At 39.0% G+C, this 25,030-nt stretch carries 28 protein-coding genes; 21 read left to right on the top strand and 7 right to left on the bottom strand.

Annotated elements, in window-relative coordinates; translation table 11 throughout:
* The first annotated feature begins 119 nt into the window (after nt 1-119).
* From ACLCDL_RS07055 to ACLCDL_RS07030, 6 genes are all read left to right on the top strand, one after another.
* The gene (locus ACLCDL_RS07055) at nt 120-1,649 is read left to right on the top strand and encodes a Do family serine endopeptidase (RefSeq protein ID WP_423147577.1); all 1,530 of its coding nucleotides are present in this window, start codon (nt 120-122) and stop codon (nt 1,647-1,649) included.
* 60 nt (nt 1,650-1,709) lie between these two features.
* The gene (gene pdeM, locus ACLCDL_RS07050; protein ID WP_423147576.1) at nt 1,710-2,363 is read left to right on the top strand and encodes a ligase-associated DNA damage response endonuclease PdeM; all 654 of its coding nucleotides are present in this window, start codon (nt 1,710-1,712) and stop codon (nt 2,361-2,363) included.
* A gap of 110 nt (nt 2,364-2,473) precedes the next feature.
* Entirely contained in the window at nt 2,474-3,259 is a 786-nt protein-coding gene (locus ACLCDL_RS07045; protein WP_423147575.1) for a succinate dehydrogenase cytochrome b subunit, read from the top strand.
* A gap of 37 nt (nt 3,260-3,296) precedes the next feature.
* Nucleotides 3,297-5,231, top strand: coding sequence for a fumarate reductase/succinate dehydrogenase flavoprotein subunit (locus ACLCDL_RS07040; protein WP_423147574.1), 1,935 nt, complete (start codon nt 3,297-3,299; stop codon nt 5,229-5,231).
* 67 nt (nt 5,232-5,298) lie between these two features.
* The gene (locus ACLCDL_RS07035) at nt 5,299-5,664 is read left to right on the top strand and encodes a four helix bundle protein (RefSeq protein WP_423147573.1); all 366 of its coding nucleotides are present in this window, start codon (nt 5,299-5,301) and stop codon (nt 5,662-5,664) included.
* A 27-nt stretch (nt 5,665-5,691) separates the two neighbouring features.
* Nucleotides 5,692-6,462, top strand: a complete 771-nt coding sequence (locus ACLCDL_RS07030) for a succinate dehydrogenase/fumarate reductase iron-sulfur subunit (RefSeq protein ID WP_479725323.1) — start codon at nt 5,692-5,694, stop codon at nt 6,460-6,462.
* A gap of 82 nt (nt 6,463-6,544) precedes the next feature.
* Here the strand turns inward: ACLCDL_RS07030 and ACLCDL_RS07025 are convergent, their stop codons facing one another.
* The 3 genes from ACLCDL_RS07025 to ACLCDL_RS07015 are packed head-to-tail and all read right to left on the bottom strand — an operon-like array spanning nt 6,545 to nt 9,204.
* Nucleotides 6,545-6,934 carry a hypothetical protein gene (locus ACLCDL_RS07025; RefSeq protein ID WP_423147571.1) on the bottom strand — a complete coding sequence of 130 codons (390 nt, stop codon included), beginning with the start codon at nt 6,932-6,934 and terminating at the stop codon, nt 6,545-6,547.
* Between the two features lie 9 nt (nt 6,935-6,943).
* Complete coding sequence (locus ACLCDL_RS07020) at nt 6,944-8,830, bottom strand: TonB family protein (protein WP_423147570.1); 1,887 nt, start codon at nt 8,828-8,830, stop codon at nt 6,944-6,946.
* Nucleotides 8,830-9,204: a BlaI/MecI/CopY family transcriptional regulator gene (locus ACLCDL_RS07015; RefSeq protein ID WP_423147569.1), complete on the bottom strand. Its 375-nt coding sequence runs from the start codon at nt 9,202-9,204 to the stop codon at nt 8,830-8,832. Before ACLCDL_RS07015 ends, ACLCDL_RS07020 begins: the two co-directional genes overlap by 1 nt.
* 343 nt (nt 9,205-9,547) lie before the next feature.
* On the opposite strand from ACLCDL_RS07015, the gene ACLCDL_RS07010 reads away from it, so the two are divergent.
* Nucleotides 9,548-10,951 carry an MBL fold metallo-hydrolase RNA specificity domain-containing protein gene (locus ACLCDL_RS07010; protein ID WP_423147568.1) on the top strand — a complete coding sequence of 468 codons (1,404 nt, stop codon included), beginning with the start codon at nt 9,548-9,550 and terminating at the stop codon, nt 10,949-10,951.
* A gap of 15 nt (nt 10,952-10,966) precedes the next feature.
* On the opposite strand, the gene ACLCDL_RS07005 is transcribed toward ACLCDL_RS07010, so the two are convergent.
* Entirely contained in the window at nt 10,967-11,140 is a 174-nt protein-coding gene (locus ACLCDL_RS07005; RefSeq protein ID WP_423147567.1) for a hypothetical protein, read from the bottom strand.
* A 199-nt stretch (nt 11,141-11,339) separates the two neighbouring features.
* On the opposite strand from ACLCDL_RS07005, the gene ACLCDL_RS07000 reads away from it, so the two are divergent.
* Nucleotides 11,340-12,359: a sensor histidine kinase gene (locus ACLCDL_RS07000; protein WP_423147566.1), complete on the top strand. Its 1,020-nt coding sequence runs from the start codon at nt 11,340-11,342 to the stop codon at nt 12,357-12,359.
* A gap of 1 nt (nt 12,360) precedes the next feature.
* Nucleotides 12,361-13,065 (top strand): LytR/AlgR family response regulator transcription factor, encoded by a 705-nt coding sequence (locus ACLCDL_RS06995; protein ID WP_423147565.1) that lies wholly within the window; start codon nt 12,361-12,363, stop codon nt 13,063-13,065.
* Here the strand turns inward: ACLCDL_RS06995 and ACLCDL_RS06990 are convergent.
* The 3 genes from ACLCDL_RS06990 to metK form a co-directional block, all read right to left on the bottom strand.
* Nucleotides 13,042-13,797 (bottom strand): lysophospholipid acyltransferase family protein, encoded by a 756-nt coding sequence (locus tag ACLCDL_RS06990; RefSeq protein WP_423147564.1) that lies wholly within the window; start codon nt 13,795-13,797, stop codon nt 13,042-13,044. The genes ACLCDL_RS06995 and ACLCDL_RS06990 overlap by 24 nt on opposite strands.
* Before the next feature lie 27 nt (nt 13,798-13,824).
* Nucleotides 13,825-14,394 (bottom strand): NUDIX domain-containing protein, encoded by a 570-nt coding sequence (locus tag ACLCDL_RS06985; RefSeq protein ID WP_423147563.1) that lies wholly within the window; start codon nt 14,392-14,394, stop codon nt 13,825-13,827.
* Between the two features lie 183 nt (nt 14,395-14,577).
* A complete protein-coding gene (gene metK, locus ACLCDL_RS06980) occupies nt 14,578-15,831 on the bottom strand; it encodes a methionine adenosyltransferase (protein WP_423147562.1) in 1,254 nt (417 codons plus the stop codon).
* A gap of 206 nt (nt 15,832-16,037) precedes the next feature.
* Here metK and ACLCDL_RS06975 point away from each other — a divergent pair, with 206 nt between their 5' ends.
* From ACLCDL_RS06975 to ACLCDL_RS06920, 12 genes are all read left to right on the top strand, one after another.
* Entirely contained in the window at nt 16,038-16,916 is an 879-nt protein-coding gene (locus ACLCDL_RS06975; RefSeq protein ID WP_423147561.1) for a diacylglycerol/lipid kinase family protein, read from the top strand.
* A 24-nt stretch (nt 16,917-16,940) separates the two neighbouring features.
* Nucleotides 16,941-17,285, top strand: a complete 345-nt coding sequence (locus ACLCDL_RS06970) for a translation initiation factor (RefSeq protein WP_423147560.1) — start codon at nt 16,941-16,943, stop codon at nt 17,283-17,285.
* A gap of 325 nt (nt 17,286-17,610) precedes the next feature.
* On the top strand, nt 17,611-18,438 hold the full coding sequence (locus ACLCDL_RS06965) for a MotA/TolQ/ExbB proton channel family protein (protein ID WP_423147559.1): 828 nt from the start codon (nt 17,611-17,613) through the stop codon (nt 18,436-18,438).
* A 106-nt stretch (nt 18,439-18,544) separates the two neighbouring features.
* Complete coding sequence (locus ACLCDL_RS06960) at nt 18,545-19,165, top strand: ExbD/TolR family protein (RefSeq protein WP_423147558.1); 621 nt, start codon at nt 18,545-18,547, stop codon at nt 19,163-19,165.
* 23 nt (nt 19,166-19,188) lie between these two features.
* Nucleotides 19,189-19,740 carry an ExbD/TolR family protein gene (locus ACLCDL_RS06955; protein WP_423147557.1) on the top strand — a complete coding sequence of 184 codons (552 nt, stop codon included), beginning with the start codon at nt 19,189-19,191 and terminating at the stop codon, nt 19,738-19,740.
* 30 nt (nt 19,741-19,770) lie between these two features.
* Nucleotides 19,771-20,589 (top strand): energy transducer TonB, encoded by an 819-nt coding sequence (locus ACLCDL_RS06950; protein ID WP_423147556.1) that lies wholly within the window; start codon nt 19,771-19,773, stop codon nt 20,587-20,589.
* A gap of 3 nt (nt 20,590-20,592) precedes the next feature.
* Nucleotides 20,593-20,817 (top strand): hypothetical protein, encoded by a 225-nt coding sequence (locus ACLCDL_RS06945; RefSeq protein ID WP_423147555.1) that lies wholly within the window; start codon nt 20,593-20,595, stop codon nt 20,815-20,817.
* Nucleotides 20,818-20,820: 3 nt separating this feature from the next.
* Nucleotides 20,821-21,726, top strand: a complete 906-nt coding sequence (locus tag ACLCDL_RS06940; protein ID WP_423147554.1) for a PstS family phosphate ABC transporter substrate-binding protein — start codon at nt 20,821-20,823, stop codon at nt 21,724-21,726.
* 20 nt (nt 21,727-21,746) lie between these two features.
* A complete protein-coding gene (locus tag ACLCDL_RS06935; protein WP_423147553.1) occupies nt 21,747-23,420 on the top strand; it encodes a tetratricopeptide repeat protein in 1,674 nt (557 codons plus the stop codon).
* Between the two features lie 80 nt (nt 23,421-23,500).
* Complete coding sequence (locus ACLCDL_RS06930) at nt 23,501-23,872, top strand: NADH-quinone oxidoreductase subunit A (RefSeq protein WP_423147552.1); 372 nt, start codon at nt 23,501-23,503, stop codon at nt 23,870-23,872.
* Between the two features lie 110 nt (nt 23,873-23,982).
* Nucleotides 23,983-24,525, top strand: coding sequence for an NADH-quinone oxidoreductase subunit B (locus tag ACLCDL_RS06925; protein ID WP_423147551.1), 543 nt, complete (start codon nt 23,983-23,985; stop codon nt 24,523-24,525).
* On the top strand, nt 24,526-25,029 hold the full coding sequence (locus ACLCDL_RS06920) for an NADH-quinone oxidoreductase subunit C (protein ID WP_423147550.1): 504 nt from the start codon (nt 24,526-24,528) through the stop codon (nt 25,027-25,029).
* Nucleotide 25,030: the final 1 nt, after the last annotated feature.

The raw sequence follows: 25,030 nt of genomic DNA, 5'->3' as shown, positions 1-25,030 counted from the left end.
TAAATGAAAATGCTTGTTTTAACATTTTTTAACATGATTTGAAGTAAACCTTCTTTGCATTATCGCTCTAACTGGTATTACATTTGAAAACGTAAAAAGTATAATAAAGGAAATTAAATATGAAAAAAATCGGTATCACTCTCCTTACTGCATTTGTTGGTGGTGCGGTTGCTGTTGGAAGTTATAAGTTAATTGAAACTAAATATGCTGACGGCGCAAGTCTGGAGGAGAAACAAAAAGTTTATTTCGCCAATAATCCTTTAAATATAACTTCTTCGGCGGGCGATGTTGATTTCGTTCAGGCAGCTGCAGCAGTTACCCCGGCGGTAGTGCATATTAAAACTACTTATTCAGGGTCTTCAGCATCAAATCAGGGTGGCGATCCTTTTGAAGATATGTTTAATGATTTTTTTGGCGGCAGGGGAAGGCAATCGGTGCCAATGATGGCGTCCGGGTCGGGAGTTATTATATCTGACGATGGTTATATCGTAACCAATAATCACGTAGTTGAAGATGCCACCAAGATTGACGTTATTCTTCCTGATAAAAGGTCTTTTCAGGCAAAAGTAATCGGCCGCGATCCAAACACAGACCTTGCTTTAATTAAGGTAAACAGCAAAAACCTTCCGGTTGTAAAGCTTGGTAACTCAGATGCTGTGCAGGTAGGCGAATGGGTTTTAGCCGTGGGTTATCCGTTTACATTAAATACAACAGTAACGGCCGGTATTGTAAGTGCGAAAGGCCGCAGTATTGGTATTCTCGACCAACCTGCCCGCCCCAGCAGTAGTCAACGGAACGAAGGGCCGCGTGCAAGCACTGCCATCGAATCGTTTATTCAGACAGACGCTGCTATTAACAGGGGAAACAGCGGCGGAGCTTTGGTTAATACCAAAGGAGAATTAATTGGAATAAACGCGGCTATTGCCTCTCAGAGTGGAAATTACGAAGGATACGGTTTTGCGATCCCTATAAATTTGGCAAAAAAGGTATTGGAAGATTTTAAAGAGTTTGGTACGGTTAAACGCGGCTTCTTAGGGGTTTCATTTCCTACTCCTGCATCAGAAGATCAGATTCTTAAAGAAAAAGGAATCACTCCAGGTTCTGTTAAGGGCGTTTATATAACAGGTGTTCAGGATGGAAGTGCGGCTGATGCGGCAGGTTTAAAAGAAGGGGATATTATTCAAAGCATAGATGGTAATGTAGTAAGTTCTTCTGCCGAACTTTCAGAAAGGGTTGCACGTCATCGTCCGGGAGACAAAATCCAACTTGGATATGTGCGTGAGGGTAAGCAAAAGAATATAAGTGTTACTCTTAAAGGCGAAGAATCACTGAAAACTGCTAAAAATGTAAAAGGTTCTTCTGAAGAGTTATACAATAAATTAGGTGCAAGTTTCGCTCCGTTAAGCAGTGCACAGAAACAAAAGTATAAGATAAATTCTGGCTTAGTGGTTTCTGATGTGCGTCAGGGCGGGTTCTTTGATCAGTTTGAAATTCCTGAAGGAACTATAATTACCAGCATCAATGGAAAAACTGTAAATAGTATTGATGATATTGATGCGGCTTTAGGAGCGTTAAAGGATAACATGATACGCATTATGGGAATAGCCGCTGATGGTGCACGAATCAGTTATAACTTCCAGATAGGATAATTTAATTAATAAGTTTTAAAAGCCCTGCGAAATTCTTCGCGGGGCTTTTATTTTTGCAGGATGTCCGTCGCCACGCATGCTCAGGTTCTTATACAGGAACAGCATCTCGAACTGTTGCCTCAAAAAGCTGTTTTCTGGAAAAAAGAAAACTGCTTAATTGTTTCCGATGTGCATTTTGGAAAGGTCGGACACTTTAGAAAAGCAGGAATTGCTATTCCTAAAGCAATGGAACAGGAAGACCTTGCAGTACTTTCAGATCTTATACAGGAATATAAGCCCGGCACACTGATCTTTCTCGGGGATCTTTTCCACAGTGAAATGAACAACGACTGGCATTGGTTCATTCTCTGGAGGCAGCTCTTCTCCGGCATCAGGATGATTTTGGTTGAAGGTAACCACGATATTTTAAATCCCGAAATATACAAGGAAGCCGGCTTTGAGGTATTTGATCAGTACACGTGCGGGCCTTTTCTTTTTATTCATGATAATTCGAAACAAAACAGCGGCTCAGCCTATATTATAAGCGGGCATATACATCCGGGTGTCAGACTGAAAGGCAAAGGCCGCCAGGCAGTTTCGCTTCCATGCTTTTATTTTGGAAGTAAAGAAGCTGTTTTGCCTGCTTTTGGAAAATTTACCGGAAACTACTGCCTGCGAATTAAAGAAGGCGATGCCATATTCGGAATCTCAGGATCTAACGTGGTTAAGCTATAGTTTTAGAATGTTTCTAAATAAATAAAAACCTTTTGCAAATATTGTTCGCTTTATATTTTGTGCCATTTATTAAATACTTTTGCTATCCAAAATAAATATTCGAAAAGATAATGAGTAGTTTCACAACCACATTCTCTTCAACACTTGGAAAAAAATTAATCATGGCTCTCACGGGTCTTTTTCTGTGTGTGTTTCTGGTAGTACACTTAATAGGAAATCTTCAGCTTTTTAAAGATGATCAAGGTCAGGCATTTAATGCTTACTCCTACTTCATGACACATGCTTTACCTATTAAAATTATCTCTTATGTTCTTTATCTGAGCATTGTTTTGCATGCGGTTTATGCTTTAATAGTTACAACAAGAAATAAGAAGGCGAGACCACAGGGATATGCTGTTTATCACGGAGAGAAGAACAGTTCATGGAGCTCAAGAAACATGGGAATTTTAGGAACAGTATTACTTATTTTCATTGTGATACACATGTCTAACTTCTGGGCTCAGTACCATTGGGGAGGATTGCCTTATACTAAGTATGAAGTAAATCTGAATAACGAAGCTGAGGTTGCTAAAGTAACCCATTTACCTATAACAGGCGAGAAGCTTGTTTATTCAGATTACGTAGATGCTCAGCGGGGAGTTCAGGTGCTGGTAGCCAAAGATTTATACAGCATTGTAGTTTCGGCGTTCCACCAATGGTGGTATGTACTGCTTTATGTAGTTTCAATGGTTGCTTTGTCTTACCATCTGGTTCATGGGTTTCAAAGTGGTTTTCAAACATTGGGGTGGGATCACAAAAAATATTTCCCAATTATCAAATTTTTAGGCATTTGGGTATTTAGCATACTGATTCCTTTGCTTTTTGCAGCTATGCCGCTTTACTTCTTTTTTAAATAGATTATCCCTTGGGGATTAAAATAAAATAGTTTCTGAGATGATATTAGATTCTAAAATTCCGGAAGGCCCTTTAGCCGAAAAATGGTCTAAACATAAATTCAATTTGAAGCTGGTAAACCCGGCCAATAAAAGAAAATATACCGTAATAGTTGTAGGTACAGGGCTTGCAGGCTCTTCAGCTGCAGCATCTTTAGCTGAACTTGGGTACAATGTAAAGGCTTTTTGTTATCAGGATAGCCCCCGCCGGGCGCACTCTATTGCGGCTCAGGGTGGTATTAATGCGGCAAAAAATTATCGCAATGACGGAGATAGCGTTTACCGGCTCTTTTATGATACTGTTAAAGGCGGTGATTACCGTTCAAGAGAAGCAAACGTACACCGGTTGGCAGAGGTATCGGTTAATATTATTGATCAATGCGTTGCTCAGGGTGTTCCTTTTGCGCGTGAATACGGAGGTTTGCTGGATAACCGTTCTTTTGGCGGTGCGCAGGTATCACGTACTTTTTATGCCAGAGGTCAAACGGGTCAGCAACTTCTTTTAGGGGCTTATTCAGCATTGAACAGGCAGATTCATGAAGGAAAAGTTAAAATGTACAACCGCCATGAAATGCTTGATATGGTTGTTGTTGATGGTAAAGCACAGGGGATTGTAACCCGTGATATGGTAACAGGTGAGATTGAAACTCACGCCGGTCACGCGGTATTACTTTGTACTGGTGGTTATGGGAATGTTTTTTACCTTTCTACCAATGCAATGGGTTGTAATGTTACAGCAGCCTGGAGAGCACACAAAAAAGGTGCTTTCTTTGGTAATCCTTGTTTTACGCAAATCCACCCAACATGTATTCCGGTTACTGGTGAACATCAGTCGAAACTGACCCTAATGTCCGAATCCCTTCGGAATGACGGCCGGGTTTGGGTTCCTAAAACACAGGAAATGGCTCAAAAACTTCGTTCTGGTGCAATTAAGGTAAACGATATAAAAGAGGAAGACAGAGATTACTTCCTGGAAAGAAAATATCCTTCCTTTGGTAATCTTGTTCCACGCGATGTTGCTTCACGAAATGCAAAAGAAGCGGTGGATGACGGCCGGGGTGTTGGTAGCACCGGTGTTGCTGTATTCCTCGATTTTGCTGATGCTATTAAACGTTTGGGTGAAGATACAGTACGGGCTAAATACGGAAATCTGTTTGATATGTACTATCAGATAACAGACGAAAACCCTTATAAAGTTCCAATGAGGATTTATCCGGCAGTGCATTATACGATGGGTGGATTGTGGGTTGATTACAACCTCATGACCACTGTTCCCGGTTTATATGCTTTAGGTGAATGTAATTTCTCCGATCACGGGGCAAACCGTCTTGGTGCATCTGCATTGATGCAAGGCCTTGCTGATGGTTATTTTGTAATACCCTATACGCTGGGAGATTATCTTGCGACTATTGGGCCGAAGCCGGTTGATGATAAACATCCTGCCTTTGTTACAGCAAAAAAAGGCGTGGAGGAACGCATTCAAAAATTACTTTCACTTCGCGGAACCAAGACAGTTGACGAATACCATCGTGAATTGGGTCATATTATGTGGGAATACTGTGGTATGGCACGAACTGCCGAAGGACTGACCAAGGCAAAAGGTTTGATTCGAGAGCTGCGGGAAGACTATTGGAATAATGCAATTGTGTTAGGCGAAAACAGCGAGATTAACCAATCCCTTGAAAAAGCCGGCCGTGTTGCTGATTTTCTTGAACTTGGAGAGCTAATGGTTGACGATGCATTGAATCGTTCAGAATCATGCGGCGGACATTTCAGGGTAGAAAGTCAAACTGAAGAAGGCGAAGCAAAACGGGACGATGAAAACTTTTCTTATGTATCAGCCTGGGAATACAAAGGTGAAAATCAGCCTGAAGAGCTTCATAAGGAAACACTGGTATTTGAAAATGTAAAGTTAACCCAAAGGAGCTATAAATAAGGCGATGTTAGATGAGAGATATGAGATTTGAGAATACAGATAACAGTTCTCTCTTCTGAATAAGAGAATGAATAATTTAAAAGAATTAAAAATCTGGAATAAGTCTGTAGAACTTGCTGTGAAAGTTTATGATGCAACAGCCGGTTTTCCTGCTAATGAACGATTCGGCTTAATCAGTCAATCCAGAAGATCTGCTATCTCTATTCCTTCAAATATAGCTGAAGGAGCAGGCAGAAATTCTTCAAAAGAATTTATTAATTTTTTAGGAATTGCTAATGGGTCTTCTTATGAATTGCAAACGCAATTGGTAATATCGAACAAATTGAATTTATTAAATAATGATTTATTAGATAATCTTTTGAATGAGATTAAGGAATTGCAGAAAATGAATTATGCTTTTCAGGAAATGCTAAAGAAAAAATCTCAAATCTAATATCTCAAATCTAATATCGAATATAAGATGAGCGGAAACATGAATTTAACCCTAAAAGTCTGGAGGCAGAAAAACGCTGCTGATAAGGGAAGATTTGTTACTTATAATGCAGAAGGAATTTCTCCGGACATGTCATTTCTTGAGATGCTGGACGTGGTGAATGAAAGCCTTGTGAAAAAAGGAGAAGATCCTATCCACTTTGATCACGACTGCCGTGAAGGCATTTGTGGAATGTGTTCATTATATATAAACGGAAGGCCGCATGGCCCTAAGCGGGCTATTACAACCTGTCAGTTACATATGAGAAGCTTTAGTGATGGTGAAACAATTACCATCGAGCCATGGCGTGCAGAAGCTTTTCCTGTAGTAAAAGACCTGGCTGTGGACCGTTCTGCTTTTGACCGTATTCAGCAGGCAGGTGGCTATGTATCGGTAAATACGGGTGGGGTTCCGGATGCTAACGAAATTCCGATTCCTAAACCCATTGCCGACGAAGCATTCAACTCTGCAACCTGTATTCAATGCGGTGCCTGCGTAGCAGCATGTAAAAATGCCTCTGCCATGTTGTTTGTATCGGCTAAAGTTTCTCAGTTGGCTTTATTGCCGCAGGGACAGGCAGAAAGATACCGCAGGGTACAGTCTATGGTGGCACAAATGGATGCCGAAGGCTTTGGTAGCTGTACCAATACCGGTGCTTGCGAAGTGGAGTGTCCGAAAGAGATTTCCATGTCAAATATTAATCGTTTGCGTCGTGATTATTTTACTGCCAAATTCTTTAAAGAAGAAGAAATAGATTAATTTTGTTGCACGAGGCAAGGAGGAAATAAAGCGCCCTTTATGCACTGCATAAAGGGCGCTGGTGTTTTTAAAAAGCAGGTTCTTATTTTTTAGTTGTAACAACAACTACTCCCTTTTTACCTTTCTTTCCATATTTTTCAACAGCTTCTTTTCCCTTCCACACCATTACCGATTCAATTTGGTCTTCGGGTATTTTATCAACTTCCTTTCGTGTGGCTTTGTTACCGTCAATAATGTACAAGGCAGCTTTAGGCAAAGCAGGCGGTGGTGGTGGTGGAGGTAAAGGTTTTACCATCTTTACCGGGCCTGGAGGAGCGGGCGGTGGCGGCGGTGGAACGGACTTTTTCATTTTACTGGTAGTTTGCTGCGCTGAAGCAGTTTGTGCCGGTAATGCAAATGCAAACAGTATTGCTCCGGCAAGAGGGGTAATAAATTTTAGTACCCTCTTTCTCAAATTTGATTTGTTCATCATAATTAATATTTATTTATTGTTCTGTGCAGTTTTCGTAGCTACTACTACCACGCCGTTTTTTCCTTTTTCTCCATATCTTTCAATAGCCTCTTTCTCCTTCCAAACCAGCACTTCTTTAATTTCATCGGTGGGGATTTTTTGAAAATCTTCATACTTGATTTCCTTTCCATCCAGGATGAACATGGCTTTTACCGGTACAGGTGGTGGGGGCGGAGGAGGAAGTGCCTTTACTGTTTTTATTATTGGCGGCGGAGGTGGAACGGGAGCAACCGCTTTCTTGTCAATTTGGAAAACGATGGGCATAACATAAGAAACTTTAACTTTTATGCCGTTATTTATTCCAGGGTTCCATGTGGGCGAATTTTCAAGAACCCTTACCGCTTCTTCATCACAGCCGCTTCCAATTCCTCTTAATACTTTTATATCTGATAAATTTCCGTTTTCCCGTACAATAAATTGAACGGTTACTCTTCCTTCAATATTTTTTTCTCTGGCTTCTTTTGGGTAGCGTAAATTCTTTGAGAGGTATTCAGACCAACCTTCCTGGCCGCCGGGAAACTCTGGTGTAACTTCTACTGCTGCAAAATTATGTGTGGAATCAGAATCAGATGAGGGACTAAACTCTTCTTTTTGCGATGATTTTAATGGCTTTTCTTCTGCTGCATAGGCTACCACAACAATTTCACCTGCATAGTTTTCAAGTTTACTTTCATCAATTTTGTAATTATCCTTTGGCAGACCCGCTAATTCGAATTTTACTGCTAATGTGTAAACTCCGGGTTCTGCATCAATATCAGCATCAAATCTTTTTAGCATTTCTTCAGCTTCTCTGTCTAAACCACCTCCCAGTTCCCTGATAATTTCTGTTTCATCGATCTTTTTGTATTCTGATACCCTGAAACTTACTATTGTTGTTCCCTGTATTTTATTTTTTCTTGCCTCTTCCGGGTATCTTATCTGATTTTTGAAAAAGTCTTTCAACTCTTTAAAATTGCTGTCGTCCTTAGAATAATTAGACTGAGTAATGCTTGTTGGATAAATGCTGCTAATTTTTGTAAGGTTTATTGGCTCGGATAAACTGGCAGATGAAAAGATTACCATAACTGCAAAGAGTGGTGCAGAAAGCCCGTACTTTAATACCGCCGCTCTTTTCGACTTGGTTTTATTAAGCATATAAATCCTTTTTTTTAAGAGTGATTGATTGAAAAAGTTATTGGTTAACTGATGGGGATTTAAGCCAAATGTATTGCTCAGCAGCAGCAGGGCATAGTCTGACTTACTTTCTTCATTTGCGGCAGCAGTTTCATCTGCAATGTATTCATGAATGTTTTTTATGGCTTTTCTGTAAGCATAAATAACAGGGTTGAACCAGTTTATTATGGCAAGGATCTCGAAAAAAAGGACATCTGCCGAGTGCCATTCTCTTACGTGCACCATTTCATGTTTACTGATGGTTTCTCTTTTATTTAAATCTTCATCTACTTTTACCAGGGAAAAGAATGAGAATGCTTTTATTTCCTTACTATCATTCACAAACCTTTTTATTGTCAGAAGCTGCCACGCAAATTTCGCACTCAGGACCAGCGTAATTACGACATATATTATAGAAATTGCTTTCCATGTAGTAAAACCTGTAGAATCATTTGGAGAAGTGCCAGTGTGAGTTACTATAACGGTATTAATAGTTTGGGCAGCATGGTAAACTTGTTCACTTACAAAAAGCGATCGAACCCACTCTGACTGAAGTGCCGGTATTAGTAGTGAAATAGATGCACTCCCAACCAGGTAGTACCTGTTCATCCGAAAAAAGGTTTCGTTTCTGAGCAGAGCTGCATAGAACAGGTAAAATACTGCGAGGTACAGATTTGCCTGAAATAAATAAGTTAAACCGTTCATCACTTTTTACTTTTTAGGTTATCAATCATTTTCAAAATTTCATCTGCTTCTTTCAGGTCTATTTTTTTCTCTTTCATAAAAAACGAGAACATATTCTGAACACTGTCGCTGAAATAATTACTTAACAATTTGCCTGTCGCGAAGCTTTTATAGTCTTCTTTACTCACTATTGGAAAGTATTGGTGACTTTTCCCAAAAGCCTCATGATCCACAAAGCCTTTTGTTTCAAGAATACGGATGATTGTTGAAACGGTATTATAAGCGGGTTTTGGTTCGGGAAGTTCATCAATAACATCTTTTACAAATGCTTTTTTTAGTTCCCAAAGTACCTGCATTATTTGTTCTTCCGCTTTTGTAAGTTCTTTTAATTCCATTATCACTCTTTTAATTTTATTCTATAACTGACTTGCCTTTTAGGCTTTATTGCTGTTTTCGGCATTCCAGCCACTTGTATTGTAGCAGGAAAACTGAAAGTATTTGAATTGATCGAAAAACATTAAATCGAATTTAAAACTAATATTTTAGTTTTACAACTATTTTTTTAGTTAAATGTTTTTTAAACTTCTTACTTTCTTTAGTGTTCTTCCTTCACTTGTTAAATTAAAGTATCCATTAATTGATGATATATACATTTTTAGCGTATCATATTCAGAACGCAACGTTTATTACATCTCTAAAATCTCATCAGGGTACTACCAAAATTTTAAATCTTTTCAAATGAAAATAACTTTTCACGGCGCTGCCAGAAATGTAACAGGCAGCAAGCATTTATTAAAGCTTGATAATGGACTGCAAATCCTCCTGGATTGTGGAATGTTTCAGGGCATGGGTTCTGAAACAGATGAGCTGAATGGCCATTTCGGTTTTGATCCTGCAAAAGTTAGCTACCTGATATTATCACACGCACATATCGACCATTGTGGTTTAATACCACGAATGGTAGCCGAAGGATTTAAAGGAGATATATTTTGCACTGCTCCGACAATGGACCTGGCAAGAATATTACTGACAGATTCTGCACAAATTCAGGTTCAGGATGCAGAAGATACCAATGTGAACAGGGAACGAAAAGGATTATCTTTGATTAAGCCGCTATATACGGACGAAGATGTGATGGAGGCTTTAAGGTTATTTAAGATTGTAGAGTATAACGAGGATTTTGAGATAGACCCGCGTGTTACCTTACGATTTACAGATGCAGGACATGTTATAGGAAGTGCAGCTATGCATTTGACCATACTCGAGGATGGAAAATTCAGACAACTAACTTTTAGCGGCGATGTAGGACGGTATGGAGACCTGATATTAAAAAGTCCTCAAACTTTTCCCCAGTCTGATTACATAATTCTTGAATCTACTTACGGCGACTCCCTTCATAAAGAAATTGGTCCAATTGAAGATTCCTTGCAGGAAGTGATTAATAATACCTGTAATATAAAAGGAGGAAAAGTAATAATTCCTGCCTTTAGCGTGGGCCGCACACAAGAAATTCTGTTTGCATTAAATGCACTTGAGTTAAGGGGTACATTGCCGGATGTTCAGTACTATGTTGACAGCCCGCTTTCCGATAAAGCCACGCAGGTAATAAAAGATCACCCGGAAGTTTATAATAACGGTGTTAAAGAAATTATGAAAAAGGACGAGGATCCGTTTCACTTTAAGGGATTGAAATTTATCCAGACAGTTGAAGAGTCAAGGGCATTGAAAGATGACCCGCGTCCCTGTGTAATTATTTCCGCATCTGGAATGGCAGAAGCCGGAAGGGTAAAACATCACATCCGCAACAATATATCAAACCAGAAGAATACCATTTTGATGGTGGGTTATTGCGAGCCCAGTTCTTTAGGCGGCCGCTTAATAGCAGGCGATAAAGTAGTTGATATTTTCGGCGATGAATACGATGTTGTTGCCGAAGTGTGTGCAATTAAATCAATGAGTGCCCATGGAGATTATGAAGACCTGTTACATTTTCTGTCTTGTCAGGATCCTCAACAGGTTAAAAAAGTCTTTCTTGTTCACGGCGAATATGAAACGCAGCAGCGTTTTCGCGAAAAGATTTTAGAGAAGGGCTTTGCTGACGTAGAAATCCCCTATCAGCACCAGCAGGTTGAGTTCGAATAACAGAATTACTTCTCACTAAAAAATCGCTTTTACAGCTACTTTTAAGGTTGGCAATCTGAAAGATGTGCTTGCATTGTACTTTTCTTTCGGAATCGTATTATCTGAATTCACAAAGATCAAGGCCATTCCTAAAAAGATAGGTATCAGTAATATGATAAAAGGAGAAACAGAGTTAAGTTGCTTTTTCATTGTTGTTGGTTTTGATGAATCAAAGCAACAGGATATTTTTTACAGCAAAAAATTAATTAGACTAACAGGCTGCACAAATAGATAAACGGGCTATTTGAAAAGGGATGCCCAAAATACTTCGATTAACCTATTGGAAGATAAAATATGGCAGTTGGTCGAAACAAGTTACAACTTATATTTCTGCTTTTTATCTTTAAGCATGAACAGGTCCGGAAGAATTTTATTACATGTTGTGATCTGGCTTTTCATTCTGGTTTTTCTTCTGTATGCAGGAAGCGGGAATTCAAAGCTGAATTACAATCTTATTGTAATCATTGTTTACTTCGGTCTCATTAATATTGCAGTTTTTTATATTAATTACCTGCTGCTTTTTCCTCAGTTGCTGAGTAAAAAGAAATACGGGAGCTTTGCAATTTCAATAATCCTTCTTGCTGCTATCTCCGGACTTGTCAAATACGGCCTGGCTTTATATTATAAAGAAATTATATTGTTAAAAACAGTTCGTCACGAGGGCACGGTTGGCTTTTCTGAATATTATTCCGGTGCTGTTTTAATAAGTATCTTTTTTATTTTTCTAAGTTCGGCTATAAAATTTGCCGCAGACTGGTTTTTAAATGATCGTTTGCGGAAGAGCCTGGAGAAAGAAAAACTGGTTGCCGAACTTGCCTTTTTGCGATCACAGATTAATCCGCATTTCCTGTTCAATTCTCTTAACAGCATTTATTCGCTGGCTTATCAAAAATCAGATAAAGCACCGGAAGCAATTCTGAAACTTTCTGGCATTATGCGATACATGCTGAATGAAAGTAATGAAAGTCTCGTAAGTCTTTCTGATGAAATCAATTACTTAAAGGATTATATTAGTTTACAAAAAATACGGAACAGGGAGCACGCGATAATAAATTTTGAAGTTACCGGTAATGAATTTAAAGAACAGCAGATAGCACCGCTTATTCTGATAGCTTTTCTTGAAAATGCCTTTAAACACGGCGATGTCTATGATCCCTTATGCCCTGTGAAAATAGCCATGAAAATTGAACCCGGACAGTTGCAGTTTGAAGTAGTTAATAAGAAAACTACATTGAATAAAGATAAAACAAGCGGCATTGGCTTACAGAATGTTAAACGGCGGCTTGATTTATTATATAAAGGTAAATATCAATTGCAAATTGATGATTCGGCAACAGTATATAATTGCAAATTATCTTTAGTTTTATAAAATGATTCGCTGTTTAATAGTTGATGACGAACCCCTTGCTCTTGATATTCTTACCGATTACGTTGAGAAAGTTCCTTCATTAAAATTAGTTAAAGCTACAACCAGTGCTTTTGAGGCACTTAACCTGGTACAGGAAAATCAGGCTGACCTGGTATTTCTGGATGTGCAGATGCCCGAGCTGACTGGCATACAGTTTCTAAAAATAATTAACGGTAAATGTGCCGTAATTCTTACAACCGCTTATCCGGAATATGCGTTGCAGGGATATGAACTGGATGTGAAAGATTATCTGTTAAAGCCAATCGCCTTTGACCGGTTTTACAAAGCGGTGCAAAAAGTAGAAGCGAAAATTCCTGCTGCTCCTGAAGTTCAGGTACAAAGCAACGCCTCCAATTTTATTTTCGTGAAAACAGAACATAAAATCCAAAAGATTTACCTGGATGATATTCTTTATATAGAAGGATTAAAAGATTATATATCCATTTTTACACCTGCAGAACGCATAATAACCCTGCAGAATATGAAAAAGATGGAAGAATCTTTGCCTGCAGGCAGGTTTATCCGTGTTCATAAATCTTATATTATCTCTCTTGACAAAATTGAGTGTATTGAACGGAGCCGGATTCAGATAGCAGATAAGATTATTCCGATTGGCGATACTTACCGAGATTCTTTTTTTAAATTAATCGACAACCGGAATATCTGATTCGCCTAAAAAGTTCCGGATAACCCCTTCCGCAGCTTTGACAACCTCTTCGGCGGTATGCGAAGGGACTTCTATTGGCTGAAGTACTGTAAAACTTATTTTTTCACCAAAATTTAAAGGATAAGAACCGTACTTAGTGAATTCCCATGAGCCTTTAATAGCCACGGGAACTATCAAGGCATCCGGTACTTTTTTCAACAATGTTGCAACGCCTGCTGTAGCAAATGCTTTCATCTTTCCATTCCTGGTGCGGGTGCCTTCGGGGAATATTACTGCAGACCAGCAATGCTGCTTCATTCGCTGGCCAAGCTGCAAAAGTTGACCGATAGATTGTTTAGGATCTTTACGGTCAATATTGGCAGCACCGCCGTATTTAAGGTTAAAAGAAATACTGGGGATACCTTTTGTAAGCTCTATTTTGGAAATAAATTTTGCATGATGCTTCCTTAAATGCCAGATTAAAGGAGGAATATCGAACAGGCTTTGATGGTTTGCAATAAAAATAATCGAACGGCTTTGAGGAAGGTTGAACTTATTTTCAAACCTGACGCTTGCACCGGCAAGATAATAAGTTGACACCAGGAAGAAGTTCAGGATATCAACGCTTTTTTTATGAGCGCTATATCCACCAAGTTTTAGCGAAAGCCATTGTATGGGGTGAAAGATAAGAAGAAAGAGTCCGAAAAATAAGTAATGAATTGGTGAAAAGATATATCCTAACAGTTTTTTCATTGAAGTTAAAATTCCTCTTAATATGTTCTATGATACTTCGATTTTATTTTCATCCAAAAGGATTTTGACTTTTAAAATGGCTGCTACGCTGATAGAATCAGTTATTTCGCCGGATAAAACCATCTGAAAAGCCTCGGTAAATGGAATTTTCTTAACCTGAAGTTCTTCTGTTTCCTCTGGTTCGGCTTTTCCTTCCTTTAAACCTGTAGCCAGGTAAATATAGGCATCCTCGTCGCTAACAGAGTTGGATAAATGCATTCGCTGTATCTCCTGCCATTTTGTGGCCGTTAATCCTGTTTCTTCCAAGAGCTCTCTTTTTGCTGATTCCAAAGGATCTATACCCAGAGGTCCCCCTCCTTCGGGGAGTTCCCAGGTATATTGATTCAGCACATATCGATATTGGCCTACCAGCCATATATTGTAATTCTCGTCGAGGGCAACAATGCCAATTGCCTTATTCTTATAATGAATCTTACCATAGATTCCCTTTCCGCCTCCCGGATTAATTATCTGATATTCGGTGACATTAATCCAGTTATTATCGTATTTCTCTTCTGATGATAAGGTTTTCCAGGGATTCCTTGTTAACTCAGTCATATATTCAGCAATACCATTTATTTCTTTTTGGCCTGGTACAAAGTAATAAAAAAGATTGTGAGACTCATATGGTTTTAAAGTCGTATAGCTTATAATATTAAAACGCAGACAAAGTTCGGGACTGTCTGCGTTTTTGACGGAAAGCCTCTTGTTTGATCAACAGGAGGCGGTTATTAATAAGTTTTACAGGTTAAAAACTGATTTGATTTTATCCGTATAATCCAGTTTCTCCCATGTAAACAATTCTACCTCTACTTCTTTCTTTTCGCCATGAGAAGCTTCAAATACTTTTTTAACAACTTTGCTTTCGCGGCCCATGTGTCCGTAAGCAGCGGTTTCTAAGTAGATTGGATTACGCAGTTTTAACCGAGTTTCAATACCGTATGGAGTCATATCAAAAATCTCACTTACTTTTTGCGCAATTTTCCCGTCGGTAAGTTGCACTTTAGATGTGCCGAAAGTATTTACATAAATACCCATTGGGTCTTTTACACCAATTGCGTAGGATACCTGAACCAGAACTTCATCGCAAAGGCCGGCAGCCACCAGGTTTTTTGCAATGTGGCGGGTAGCATATGCGGCAGAACGGTCAACTTTAGAAGGATCTTTTCCGGAAAAAGCGCCGCCGCCGTGCGCACCTTTACCACCGTAGGTATCCACTATAATTTTCCGTCCGGTTAATCCGGTATCGCCGTGCGGACCACCGATTACAAACTTTCCGGTAGGGTTGATGTGGTATTTAATATCAGAACTGAAAAGCTGTTGTAGTTCCGGACTTAGCTGTGCCTTAACGCGTGGTATTAATATATTAATAATATCGCTACTGATCTTTTTCTGCATGTTTTCTTCCGAATCAAAGTCATCATGCTGAGTTGAAACTACAATTGCATCTATTCTTACAGGTTTGTGGTCATCCTGGTATTCAATAGTAACCTGCGACTTTGCATCCGGACGTAGATAAGTGATGTCTTTATTTTCGCGGCGGAGGGCGGCAAGTTCAATCAATATTTTATGAGCCAGGTCCAACGCCAATGGCATATAGTTAGAGGTTTCGTTTGTAGCATAGCCAAACATCATTCCCTGGTCCCCGGCACCCTGCTCCTGCTTTTCTTTGCGGTCAACTCCCTGGTTAATGTCTGCCGATTGCTCGTGTATAGCAGAAAGGATTCCGCAGGAATTGCTTTCGAACATATAATCAGCTTTGGTATATCCAATCTTTTTAATTACCTCCCGGGTTATCTTTTGTACATCCAGATAAGCTTTTGATTTTACTTCACCAGCTAATACAACCTGTCCGGTAGTTACCAGTGTTTCACATGCAACTTTCGAATCTGCATCCCAGGCAAGGAAATTATCAATCAGTGCATCGGAAATCTGGTCGGCAACTTTATCAGGATGTCCCTCTGATACGGATTCGGAAGTAAATAAATACGCCATAATAAGAGTTTAATTTTTAGAATTAGTTTGTAAGCAAACAGAAAGATTGATACTTGAGAGGACAGTAAAAAAAGACATTGTTTTAGCAATTTTTTTACGTGGTTGCAATCCTGCCTACGAACAGGCAAAGCAAATCAATCCACTTGCATTGCGAAAATACAACAATTTTTAATTTCTCTGAAATTTACCGCTACTTTTACATCTGCATGTTAGAAAAGAAAAGAATCCAGTTTATTATTAATCCCATTTCGGGCGGAAAAGGGAAAAATAATATTCCCCAGCTGGTAAAGCTTTATTTAAATAAGGATAAGTTTAATTATCATTTCAGTTTTACTGAACATGTTGGCCATGCACAAAAGCTGGCTTCCGAAACCCTGCACGCCGGAACAGATATAGTAGTAGCTGTGGGTGGAGACGGGACAATCAACGAGGTAGCTTCAGCCGTAGCAGGTACAGGGAAAGTGATGGGTATAATTCCTTGCGGTTCCGGCAATGGTTTAGCCCGCTCATTGAAGATACCTTTAAAAAAAGAGCATGCCATTAAAAAATTAAATAACCTGCATACAACATATATAGACTCGGCAACGTTCAATAGCAGAAATTTTTTCAATATGGCGGGGATAGGTTTCGATGCGCACATAAGTTCTGTTTTTTCGCGTGAGAGAACCCGGGGCTTTAAAGGCTATATTAAAACCACCCTTACTGAAATTGCTCATTATAAATCGCAGCATTATCTTATAGAAATTGATGGGAAGAAAATAGAGCGGGAAGCCTTTATGCTAAGTATCGCAAACTCTTCGCAATTTGGAAATAATGCGCATATCTCCCCTAAAGCATCTTTATTTGACGGCTTGGTTGATGTATGCATCATTAAGCCTTTCCCACTTTATAAATTCCCGTTAATGGGCTGGCATATGTTCAGTAAAACAGCCCACCATTCACGTTATGTAGAAATAATAAAAGGAAGAAAGCTACACATTGTAAGGGAAAAAGCAGATGCAGTACATTTAGACGGTGAACCCGTGCAAATGGGTAAAGAAATTGATGTAGAGGTCATACCCCACTCGGTTGGGATATTAATTTAGCTTTCAGCTTTTAACTTTAAAAGTATGTCAAAAAAAAATAAAGGAATTACGGGGGTTGTTTATTCAACAGACTCGGATTTCAAATATGAAACTGAGGACCAAAAGGAGGAGGAAACTTTAGAACCCCGTTATCAGGATTTACGTGTTCAGTTAGATAAAAAACAAAGAGGCGGAAAACCTGTTACACTGATTACCGGTTTCAGAGGCTCTGACGAAGATCTTGAAATACTTGGAAAAAAACTAAAGCAGAAATGCGGAGTAGGAGGGACTGTGAAGGATGGAAATATACTGATACAGGGCAATTTTACTGAAAAAATTATAGACTTATTAAAAACAGAAGGATACAAGGTAAAGAAAATCGGAGGGTAACACGCCCTTACAGCGTCTTTACGCCGGAAACTTTTTATCAAATTAAGCGTGCAACAAACATTAAATTTTTAATTGGCTCTTGCATTTGAAAAAAAAAATAGTTTTCATTGTAAAAAATTGGCTTCCTGTTTAGGACGTATAGCTTAAACAATTATAAACCTTAGCCGCACTTCTTAATAAGGAAACTGGGTAACGGAATTGTTATTAAATACAAAAGCGATTTTTAATGCTAATAATTTAATTTGCTATTTATAATATAGTAACATCAAACAATCAATTTATATTATTTAACTTAATCAAAAACTAAATCTAAATTTTTAAAAAAATGGCAAACGCACCAAAACCGACAACAGCGAAGAAAGAGAGCACTGGGTCAAGTATTTTTGCAAGTCTTACAATTGTTATTTGCATCATCATCGGGATTTTATTATGGAAGTTTGTAATGGGTAATCCGTCAAACTTTGAGGGCGGCGATCCGGAAAACGGGCACCCACTGCAAGGGAACTATTTTGGTATGATTTACAAGGGCGGTTACATTGTACCTGTACTTATCGGAATGTTATTAATGGTAATTGTATTCTCTATTGAACGGTTTATTGTTATTAACAAAGCTACCGGAACAGGCAACATGGATGTTTTCGTTAAAAAGATCCAAAGCTTACTTGGAACAGGAAATATCGAAGCAGCTATTGCTGAATGCGACAAACAAAAAGGTTCTGTAGCCAACGTAATTAAATCAGGCCTTAGAAAATACAGGGAAATGGAATCTGACCAGGTAATGGACACAGAACAAAAATGCCTTGCTATTCAAAAAGATATTGAAGAAGCTACTGCTTTAGAAATGCCTATGCTTGAGCAAAATCTTACTGTAATTGCAACATTGGTATCAATTGGTACATTGATGGGACTATTAGGTACAGTAACAGGTATGATCAAGGCGTTTGCCGGATTAGCCACTGCAGGTGCTCCTGACCAGGCTCAGCTTGCAAATGGTATTTCTGAGGCCCTGATCAATACAGCAACAGGTATTTCTACATCTGCACTTGCTATCATCATGTACAATATCTTCACTTCTAAAATTGATAAATTAACTTATTCAATTGACGAAGCCGGATTTTCAATTGTACAAACCTATGCCAGCACGCATAAATAAAGAATAAAAAAAATTTAGTGAAGTTTTTGCTCCCGGATTTATGGAAAGTTCGGGACTTTTTCATCATTAATGAAAACATATTTAAAGGATCATTTAAAATAAAAAGATGCCTAGAGTAAAAATTGCAAGAAAGAGTACCACAATTGACATGACGGCAATGTGTGATGTTGCTTTCCTGCTGTTAACATTCTTTATTTTAACAGCAACTGCACGTCAGCCAGAACCTTTACCGGTTGATACACCTTCTTCTACGGTAAAAATTAAATTGCCTTCAACCGATATTGGTACACTGACAGTAGGGGATGGAAAAGTTTTCTTTGGTGTAGCAGGACAATCAATCCGCGAACGGATGCTGGAACGTATGGCCGATCGCTATAAGATTCAGTTCACTCCGGAAGAAAAGAAAAGATTTTCAGTAATGGAATCTTTCGGGGTTCCTATTGCTAACTTAAAACAATTGATTGCAATGTCAAGCGAAGAGCGTAACAAGCCGGGAGTTCAGCCGGGCATACCTACCGATTCTACCGACAATCAGTTAAACGAATGGATTCTTTCTGCCCGCTATGCCACAAAAGAAATTGACAATAAAGAAATGCGGGTAAGCATCAAAGGCGATGCGCAGGAAGAATATCCTGTAATGAAGAAAATAATTGACATCCTTCAAAAGCAAAAAGTAAACAAATTCAGTTTGATTACTTCTTTAGAAGGTGGCGATGAGAAGAAATAGGTAACCATTAAAGATAAAAAACAATGGCAGAATTAGACACCTCCGGTGGTGGTAAGAAAAAGGGCGGGAAAGTAAGAAGCAAGAAACAGGCAACACGTGTTGATTTAACTGCGATGGTTGACCTTGCATTCCTTCTGATCACTTTCTTTATGCTTACCACTACTCTGGCCAAGCCGCAAGCAATGGACTTGGCAATGCCCGACAAAGATGAAACCAATAAAGAAGCCCAGTTAGACGTAGCTGATAACCGTTCAATGACAATTTTGATCGGAAAGGATAACAAACTGGAATGGTATATAGGTTTAGTAGATAAGCCGCTTACCCCTCCAACCGTTGATAATTTCGGTAAAAATGGCATTCGTGAGGCGATTATCGAAAACAATAAAAAGGTTCTTGCAGAAACAGGCGATCCTAAAAAAGGATTAATCGTATTGATAAAACCGAGTGATAAATCCAATTATAAGAATCTCGTAGATATTCTGGATGAATTAAAAATTACCAATATTCAGCAGTACGCGATTGTGGATATCACTCCTGCGGAGATAGACCTGATGAAGCGTGATGGAATTTATTAGGCAAGGAAATAACAATATAATCCGTTAAAAATGGCAAAATTAGATTTATATAATTTACAGTGGATTGATGTAATATTTTCCGGCCGTAATAAAGCGTATGGTGCGTATGAATTACGAAAGGAAAATCCGAGAACAACATCAAGAGCTTTACTGATTGGAAGCGTGTTCTTCGTTCTTGCAGTAAGTTCTCCTATAATAATTAAATACATTTCCGGATTTGTACCGGAAGAAAAGGAGAAAGTAATTGCGACAGAAGTTGTTTTAACTGCCCCCCCTCCGGTGGATGAAAAAACACCTCCGCCACCTCCGCCAGAACCTCCGAAACCAAAGGTTGACCAGGTGAAATTTCCACCTCCGGTAGTTGTACCTAAAGAGCAGGTGCGTGACGAGGAACCTCCTACAGTAGAGGAACTTAAAACAGCGGATCCTGGTCAGAAAACAATTGAAGGTGACCCGAATGCAGACATTCGTATTGACGAGCCGGTTGGTGAAGCTCCGAAAGAGGCTGCAGTTACAGAAGATAACAACATCTATAACTTTGCTGCTATTGAGGTTGCTCCTGAATTCCAGGGCGGACAAAAAGGATGGGCGAAGTACTTAGGTAATAATCTTCGGTATCCTGCTATCGCCCGTGAAAACGGCATCAGTGGCCGTGTTACCGTGCAGTTCGTTGTTGAAAAAGACGGAAGCGTTACAGATATTAAAGTATTAAGAGGAATTGGCGGGGGCTGCGATGAAGAAGCGGTTCGCGTATTAAAAACAGCTCCTAAATGGAAACCAGGTATCCAGAACGGTCGTCCGGTACGGGTATCTTATGTAATGCCGATTGTATTCCAGTTAGCGGAATAAATTATGTTACATACAAATAACAGAGAGCAGAAATCGCCCCAAAAGCGATTTCTGCTTATTTTAGGCCTTGTAATGTTTGCCTTTTATTTTGTGCTTGGCTTGTTTATTATCTTTTGGGATTCTTTTCCGCTCGCCTTAAGCAAAACCTACCGGATCCTTTTTGGAGTACTGATAATTGTTTATTCCTTTTTCCGGTTTGTCCGCCTGGTACAGGTAAGGAAGGATTGATTTATGAAAAAGTCTGTTTTAGGTATCGTTTTATTTTGCTTTGCAGTATTTGCAGTCAGCTGTCAGAATAATACAAAAACTGTTCAGGAAAGCTATACAAGCGGTTCAACTACGATGATAGCCGACGAAAGTTTTGAACCCATTGTGGATGCCCAATTATATGTTTTCGAGAGCATTTACCCGCAGGCAAAAATCAATATGCTGTATAAGCCCGAACAGGAATTGTTAAATCTTTTTTTAAATGACAGCGTTCGAGTTGCTATCCTTTCAAGAAAGCTGAATAAGCAGGAAGAGAAAGTTTTTACAAACCTTCATATTAAAATTCGTGTTAATCGCTTTGCTATAGATGCCATCTCTTTGGTTACGCATAAGTCTTCCCCTGATAGTGGAGTACTTGTAAAAGATATTAAAGATCTGATGCAGGGAAAACCGAGTAGGATAAAAAGCTTGGTGTTTGATAATCCAAATTCAAGTACGGTGCGTTACCTGATGGAGTTATCAGGGATTAAACTTTTACCTAAAAAAGGTGTCTATGCATTAAAGTCCAATCCTGAAGTAATTAAGTATGTACACAATAATCCGGGTACAATTGGTGTTATAGGATTTAACTGGATAGAACAGCCGGATGAGGATTTAGAACAATACGTCGCTGATTTGAAAGTGTTAGGAGTAAAGGATACAGAGAGGAAGGAAGAAAATGATAAGTTTTTCAAACCAAATCAGGATAACCTTGCTTTAGGCTTGTATCCTCTTACACGAGACCTTTATATAATCAATTGTCAGGGAAGGCCTGGCTTGGGTTGGGGATTTGCATCTTTCCTGGCCAGCGAAAGAGGACAACGGATCGTATTAAAATCTGGCTTGCTTCCTGATAGTATTCCGTCCAGGGAGATAATTATTAAAAAGTAATATTTTTTAACCTAGAACAAATGAATATGATAAAAAAAACAATGAAAGTTAGTTTGGCTTTCGTTTTGCTTACTTCTGCTGCTCTTGCTCAAAATCTCGATGAAGTAAAAAGGGCGATAGATGCGGAGCAGTATCAGAAAGCTAAAACTACCCTGAAGTCGATGATTGCAGCGAAACCGGAAGAGCCTCAGAATTACTTTTTCCTGGGAAATGTATATATCAAGACTGATTATATTGATTCAGCTAAGGCCACTTTTCAGAAAGGTGTTTCTGCCGATGCTGAAGCTCCTCTAAATTACGTTGGTTTAGGTGCTGTAGAGTTGCAGAACAATAATGCTGGAGGTGCTAAAACTAATTTTGATAAGGCCGTGTCCCTTCTTAAAAGAAAAGATTACGATGCCTATTTATACATAGGAAAAGCATATACGTATGCTCCAAAACCAGATTATGCACAGGCAATTCAATATCTTGATAAAGCAAAAGAGAAAAATGCGAAAGATGCTGAAATATTTTTGGCCCTGGGCGATGCTTACCGCGGCCAAATGAAAAACAGCGAAGCATTTAGTGCTTACCGTACAGCATTTGATTTGGACAAGAGTTTATTACGTGCTAAAGTTGAGCTGGGCGTTATTAATAAAATGGCAAAGGCGTTCCCTGAGTCTGTAAAGGAATTTAATGACGTGATTGCGTTAAACCCTAATTATGGTCCTGCATATCGTGAACTAGCTGAAACATATTATTTGTGGGCGAACTCAGACGAGAAGACTTACGATGCCAAAATAAAGCAGGCCCTGCAGTATTATGAGAAGTACATGGATTTAACAGACCGTTCTTTCGAATCCCGTATGCGCCATGCCGACTTCTTAATTCTTGCTAAGGATTATAAAGCTTTAGAGCAGGAAGCACAGGAAATGGCAAAATTAGATAAAGCTAATCCTCGTATTTATCGTTATCTAGGTTATTCTGCTTTTCAGAATGGAAACTACGATGCCAGTATTAAGGCATTGAACGATTTCATGGCTAAAGTGGATACTTCACGTCTTATCGGTCAGGATTATTTATTCCTTGGCCGTGCGCAAATGAAAACCGGTAAAGATTCTTTAGGTATCAATAACCTGAGGAAGGCTGTGGAAATTGATTCTACCAATGCAGAAGTAATGAGCGATATCGGTAAAACGTTATTTGGTGCGAAACAATACGATCAGGCGGCAGAAATGTATGCACTTGCAGTAAAAAATCCTAAATCAAAAACCATCGTTTATGATAGCTTTTATTTAGGTATGTCGTATTATTTTGATTACGCTACTAAAATTAACGATAAACAAAATCCTCCAAGTAAGGATCTGCTTGTTAAGGCAGATAGCGCTTTCAGTTATGTTATTGAAAGATCGCCAACTACACCGGATGCGTATCTGTACCGTGCACGTGTAAACCGTTTATTGGATGACGAACAAAATCCGAAAGGATTAATGGTGCCGTATTATGAGAAATTTATAGAGGTTTTATCAGCTCGGCCAGAGGCATTGAATGATGCACGTAACAAGAAAAATCTGAACGAGGCATACAGTAATCTGGGTGCATATTACTTAAATTCGGACAAAGCTAAAGCAAAAGAATACTTTAATAAGGCCTTGGCGATGGATCCGCAGGATAAATATTCATCGGATGCGCTTAAATCATTAGGTGGAAAGTAACCCTAAATATTTGACAGTTAAAGAGCCCCAAAAGGGCTCTTTTTCATTTGATTATATATATATTTGCGCCGTAAAAAATCATGGAAGTACAAAGCACCCCCGTTAACTACCTGCCAATTATATTTCAGATCATTGTGGCCCTTGGATTTGTTGTGTTTACAATGGTTTTAACACATTTGGTTGGGCCTAAACGCAAAACTGATGATAAGCTGACACCTTTTGAGTCGGGTATTGAAGTTATTGGTAATGCACGCCAGCCCTTTTCTATTAAATATTTTTTAGTGGCTATTCTTTTCGTGCTGTTTGATGTGGAAGTAATTTTTATGTATCCGTGGGCAGTAAACTTTAAAGACCTGGGTTTGCAGGGTATGATTGAGATGTTTATTTTCATGGGAACCCTGCTGTTAGGCTTTATTTATATAATTAAGAAAAAGGCGCTTGACTGGGAGTAGATCAATTCTAAATTTGATTTGCCTCATCTTAATAATGGTATAAAATTTGTATTTTTGTAGTTGATTTCATGTAGCTTGAAATCAACTTTTTATAATCCGAAAGACAAGTAATGAGTGATATAAAATTAGCAGAAGCACCTCCGGGAGTTGAAGGGTCGGGATTCTTTGCAACTTCTTTCGATAAGGTTATAGGGTTGGCACGTTCGCACTCTTTGTGGCCTTTGCCGTTTGCTACCTCTTGTTGTGGTATTGAATTTATGGCAACAATGGGTTCGCATTATGATATTGCACGTTTTGGATCAGAGCGGCCATCTTTTTCTCCACGGCAGGCGGATATGCTGCTGGTAATGGGAACTATTGCTAAGAAAATGGGCCCGGTGCTAAGACAGGTTTATATACAAATGGCAGAACCCCGCTGGGTTATTGCAGTGGGTGCGTGTGCCAGTAGCGGCGGTATTTTCGATACCTATTCTGTTCTTCAGGGTATTGACGAAATAATTCCTGTAGACGTGTATGTTCCAGGATGCCCGCCCAGGCCTGAAGCAATTATAAGCGGTGTGTTGAGATTACAGGATTTAGTTAAAAATGAATCCTTAAGAAGAAGAAATTCAGCCGAATACAAAGAACTATTAGCTAAATACGGAATCCAGTAAATGGGTAAAATAAGTAATCAGGCGGTATTGCAGAAACTAAATCTTCGCTTTGGGGATAAAATTTCGGTACCGCAAGAACCTTACGGTTTATTAACCTTCGAAACAACAAAAGATACTATAATCGACGTTCTTACTTTCCTTAAAGAAGATCCTGAACTTCGATTTAATTATCTTACCGATATTACAGGAGTGCATTATCCTGAACAGGAACTCCCGATAGGGGTAATTTATCATCTTCATAGTTTAACAAATAATGTACGTGTACGTATAAAGGTTTTTCTGGAAGATAAAAGGCCTGTTATTCCTACGGTTACCCGTTTATGGAACGGTGCAAACTGGATGGAAAGAGAAACTTACGACTTTTTTGGCGTTGTGTTTGAAGGTCATCCGGATTTACGCAGAATATTGAATTTAGATGAGATGACGGCTTTCCCGATGCGAAAAGAGTTTCCGCTTGAGGACCCGAACCGTGCAGATAAAAAAGACTTTTTCTTTGGTAGATAAG

This window comes from Rubrilithobacter danxiaensis, from assembly GCF_047272945.1.
Lineage (GTDB): Bacteria > Bacteroidota > Bacteroidia > Sphingobacteriales > Sphingobacteriaceae > Rubrolithibacter > Rubrolithibacter danxiaensis.
The sequence above is the reverse complement of the archived record's forward strand: the minus strand, read 5'-3'. Positions and strand labels throughout refer to the sequence as shown.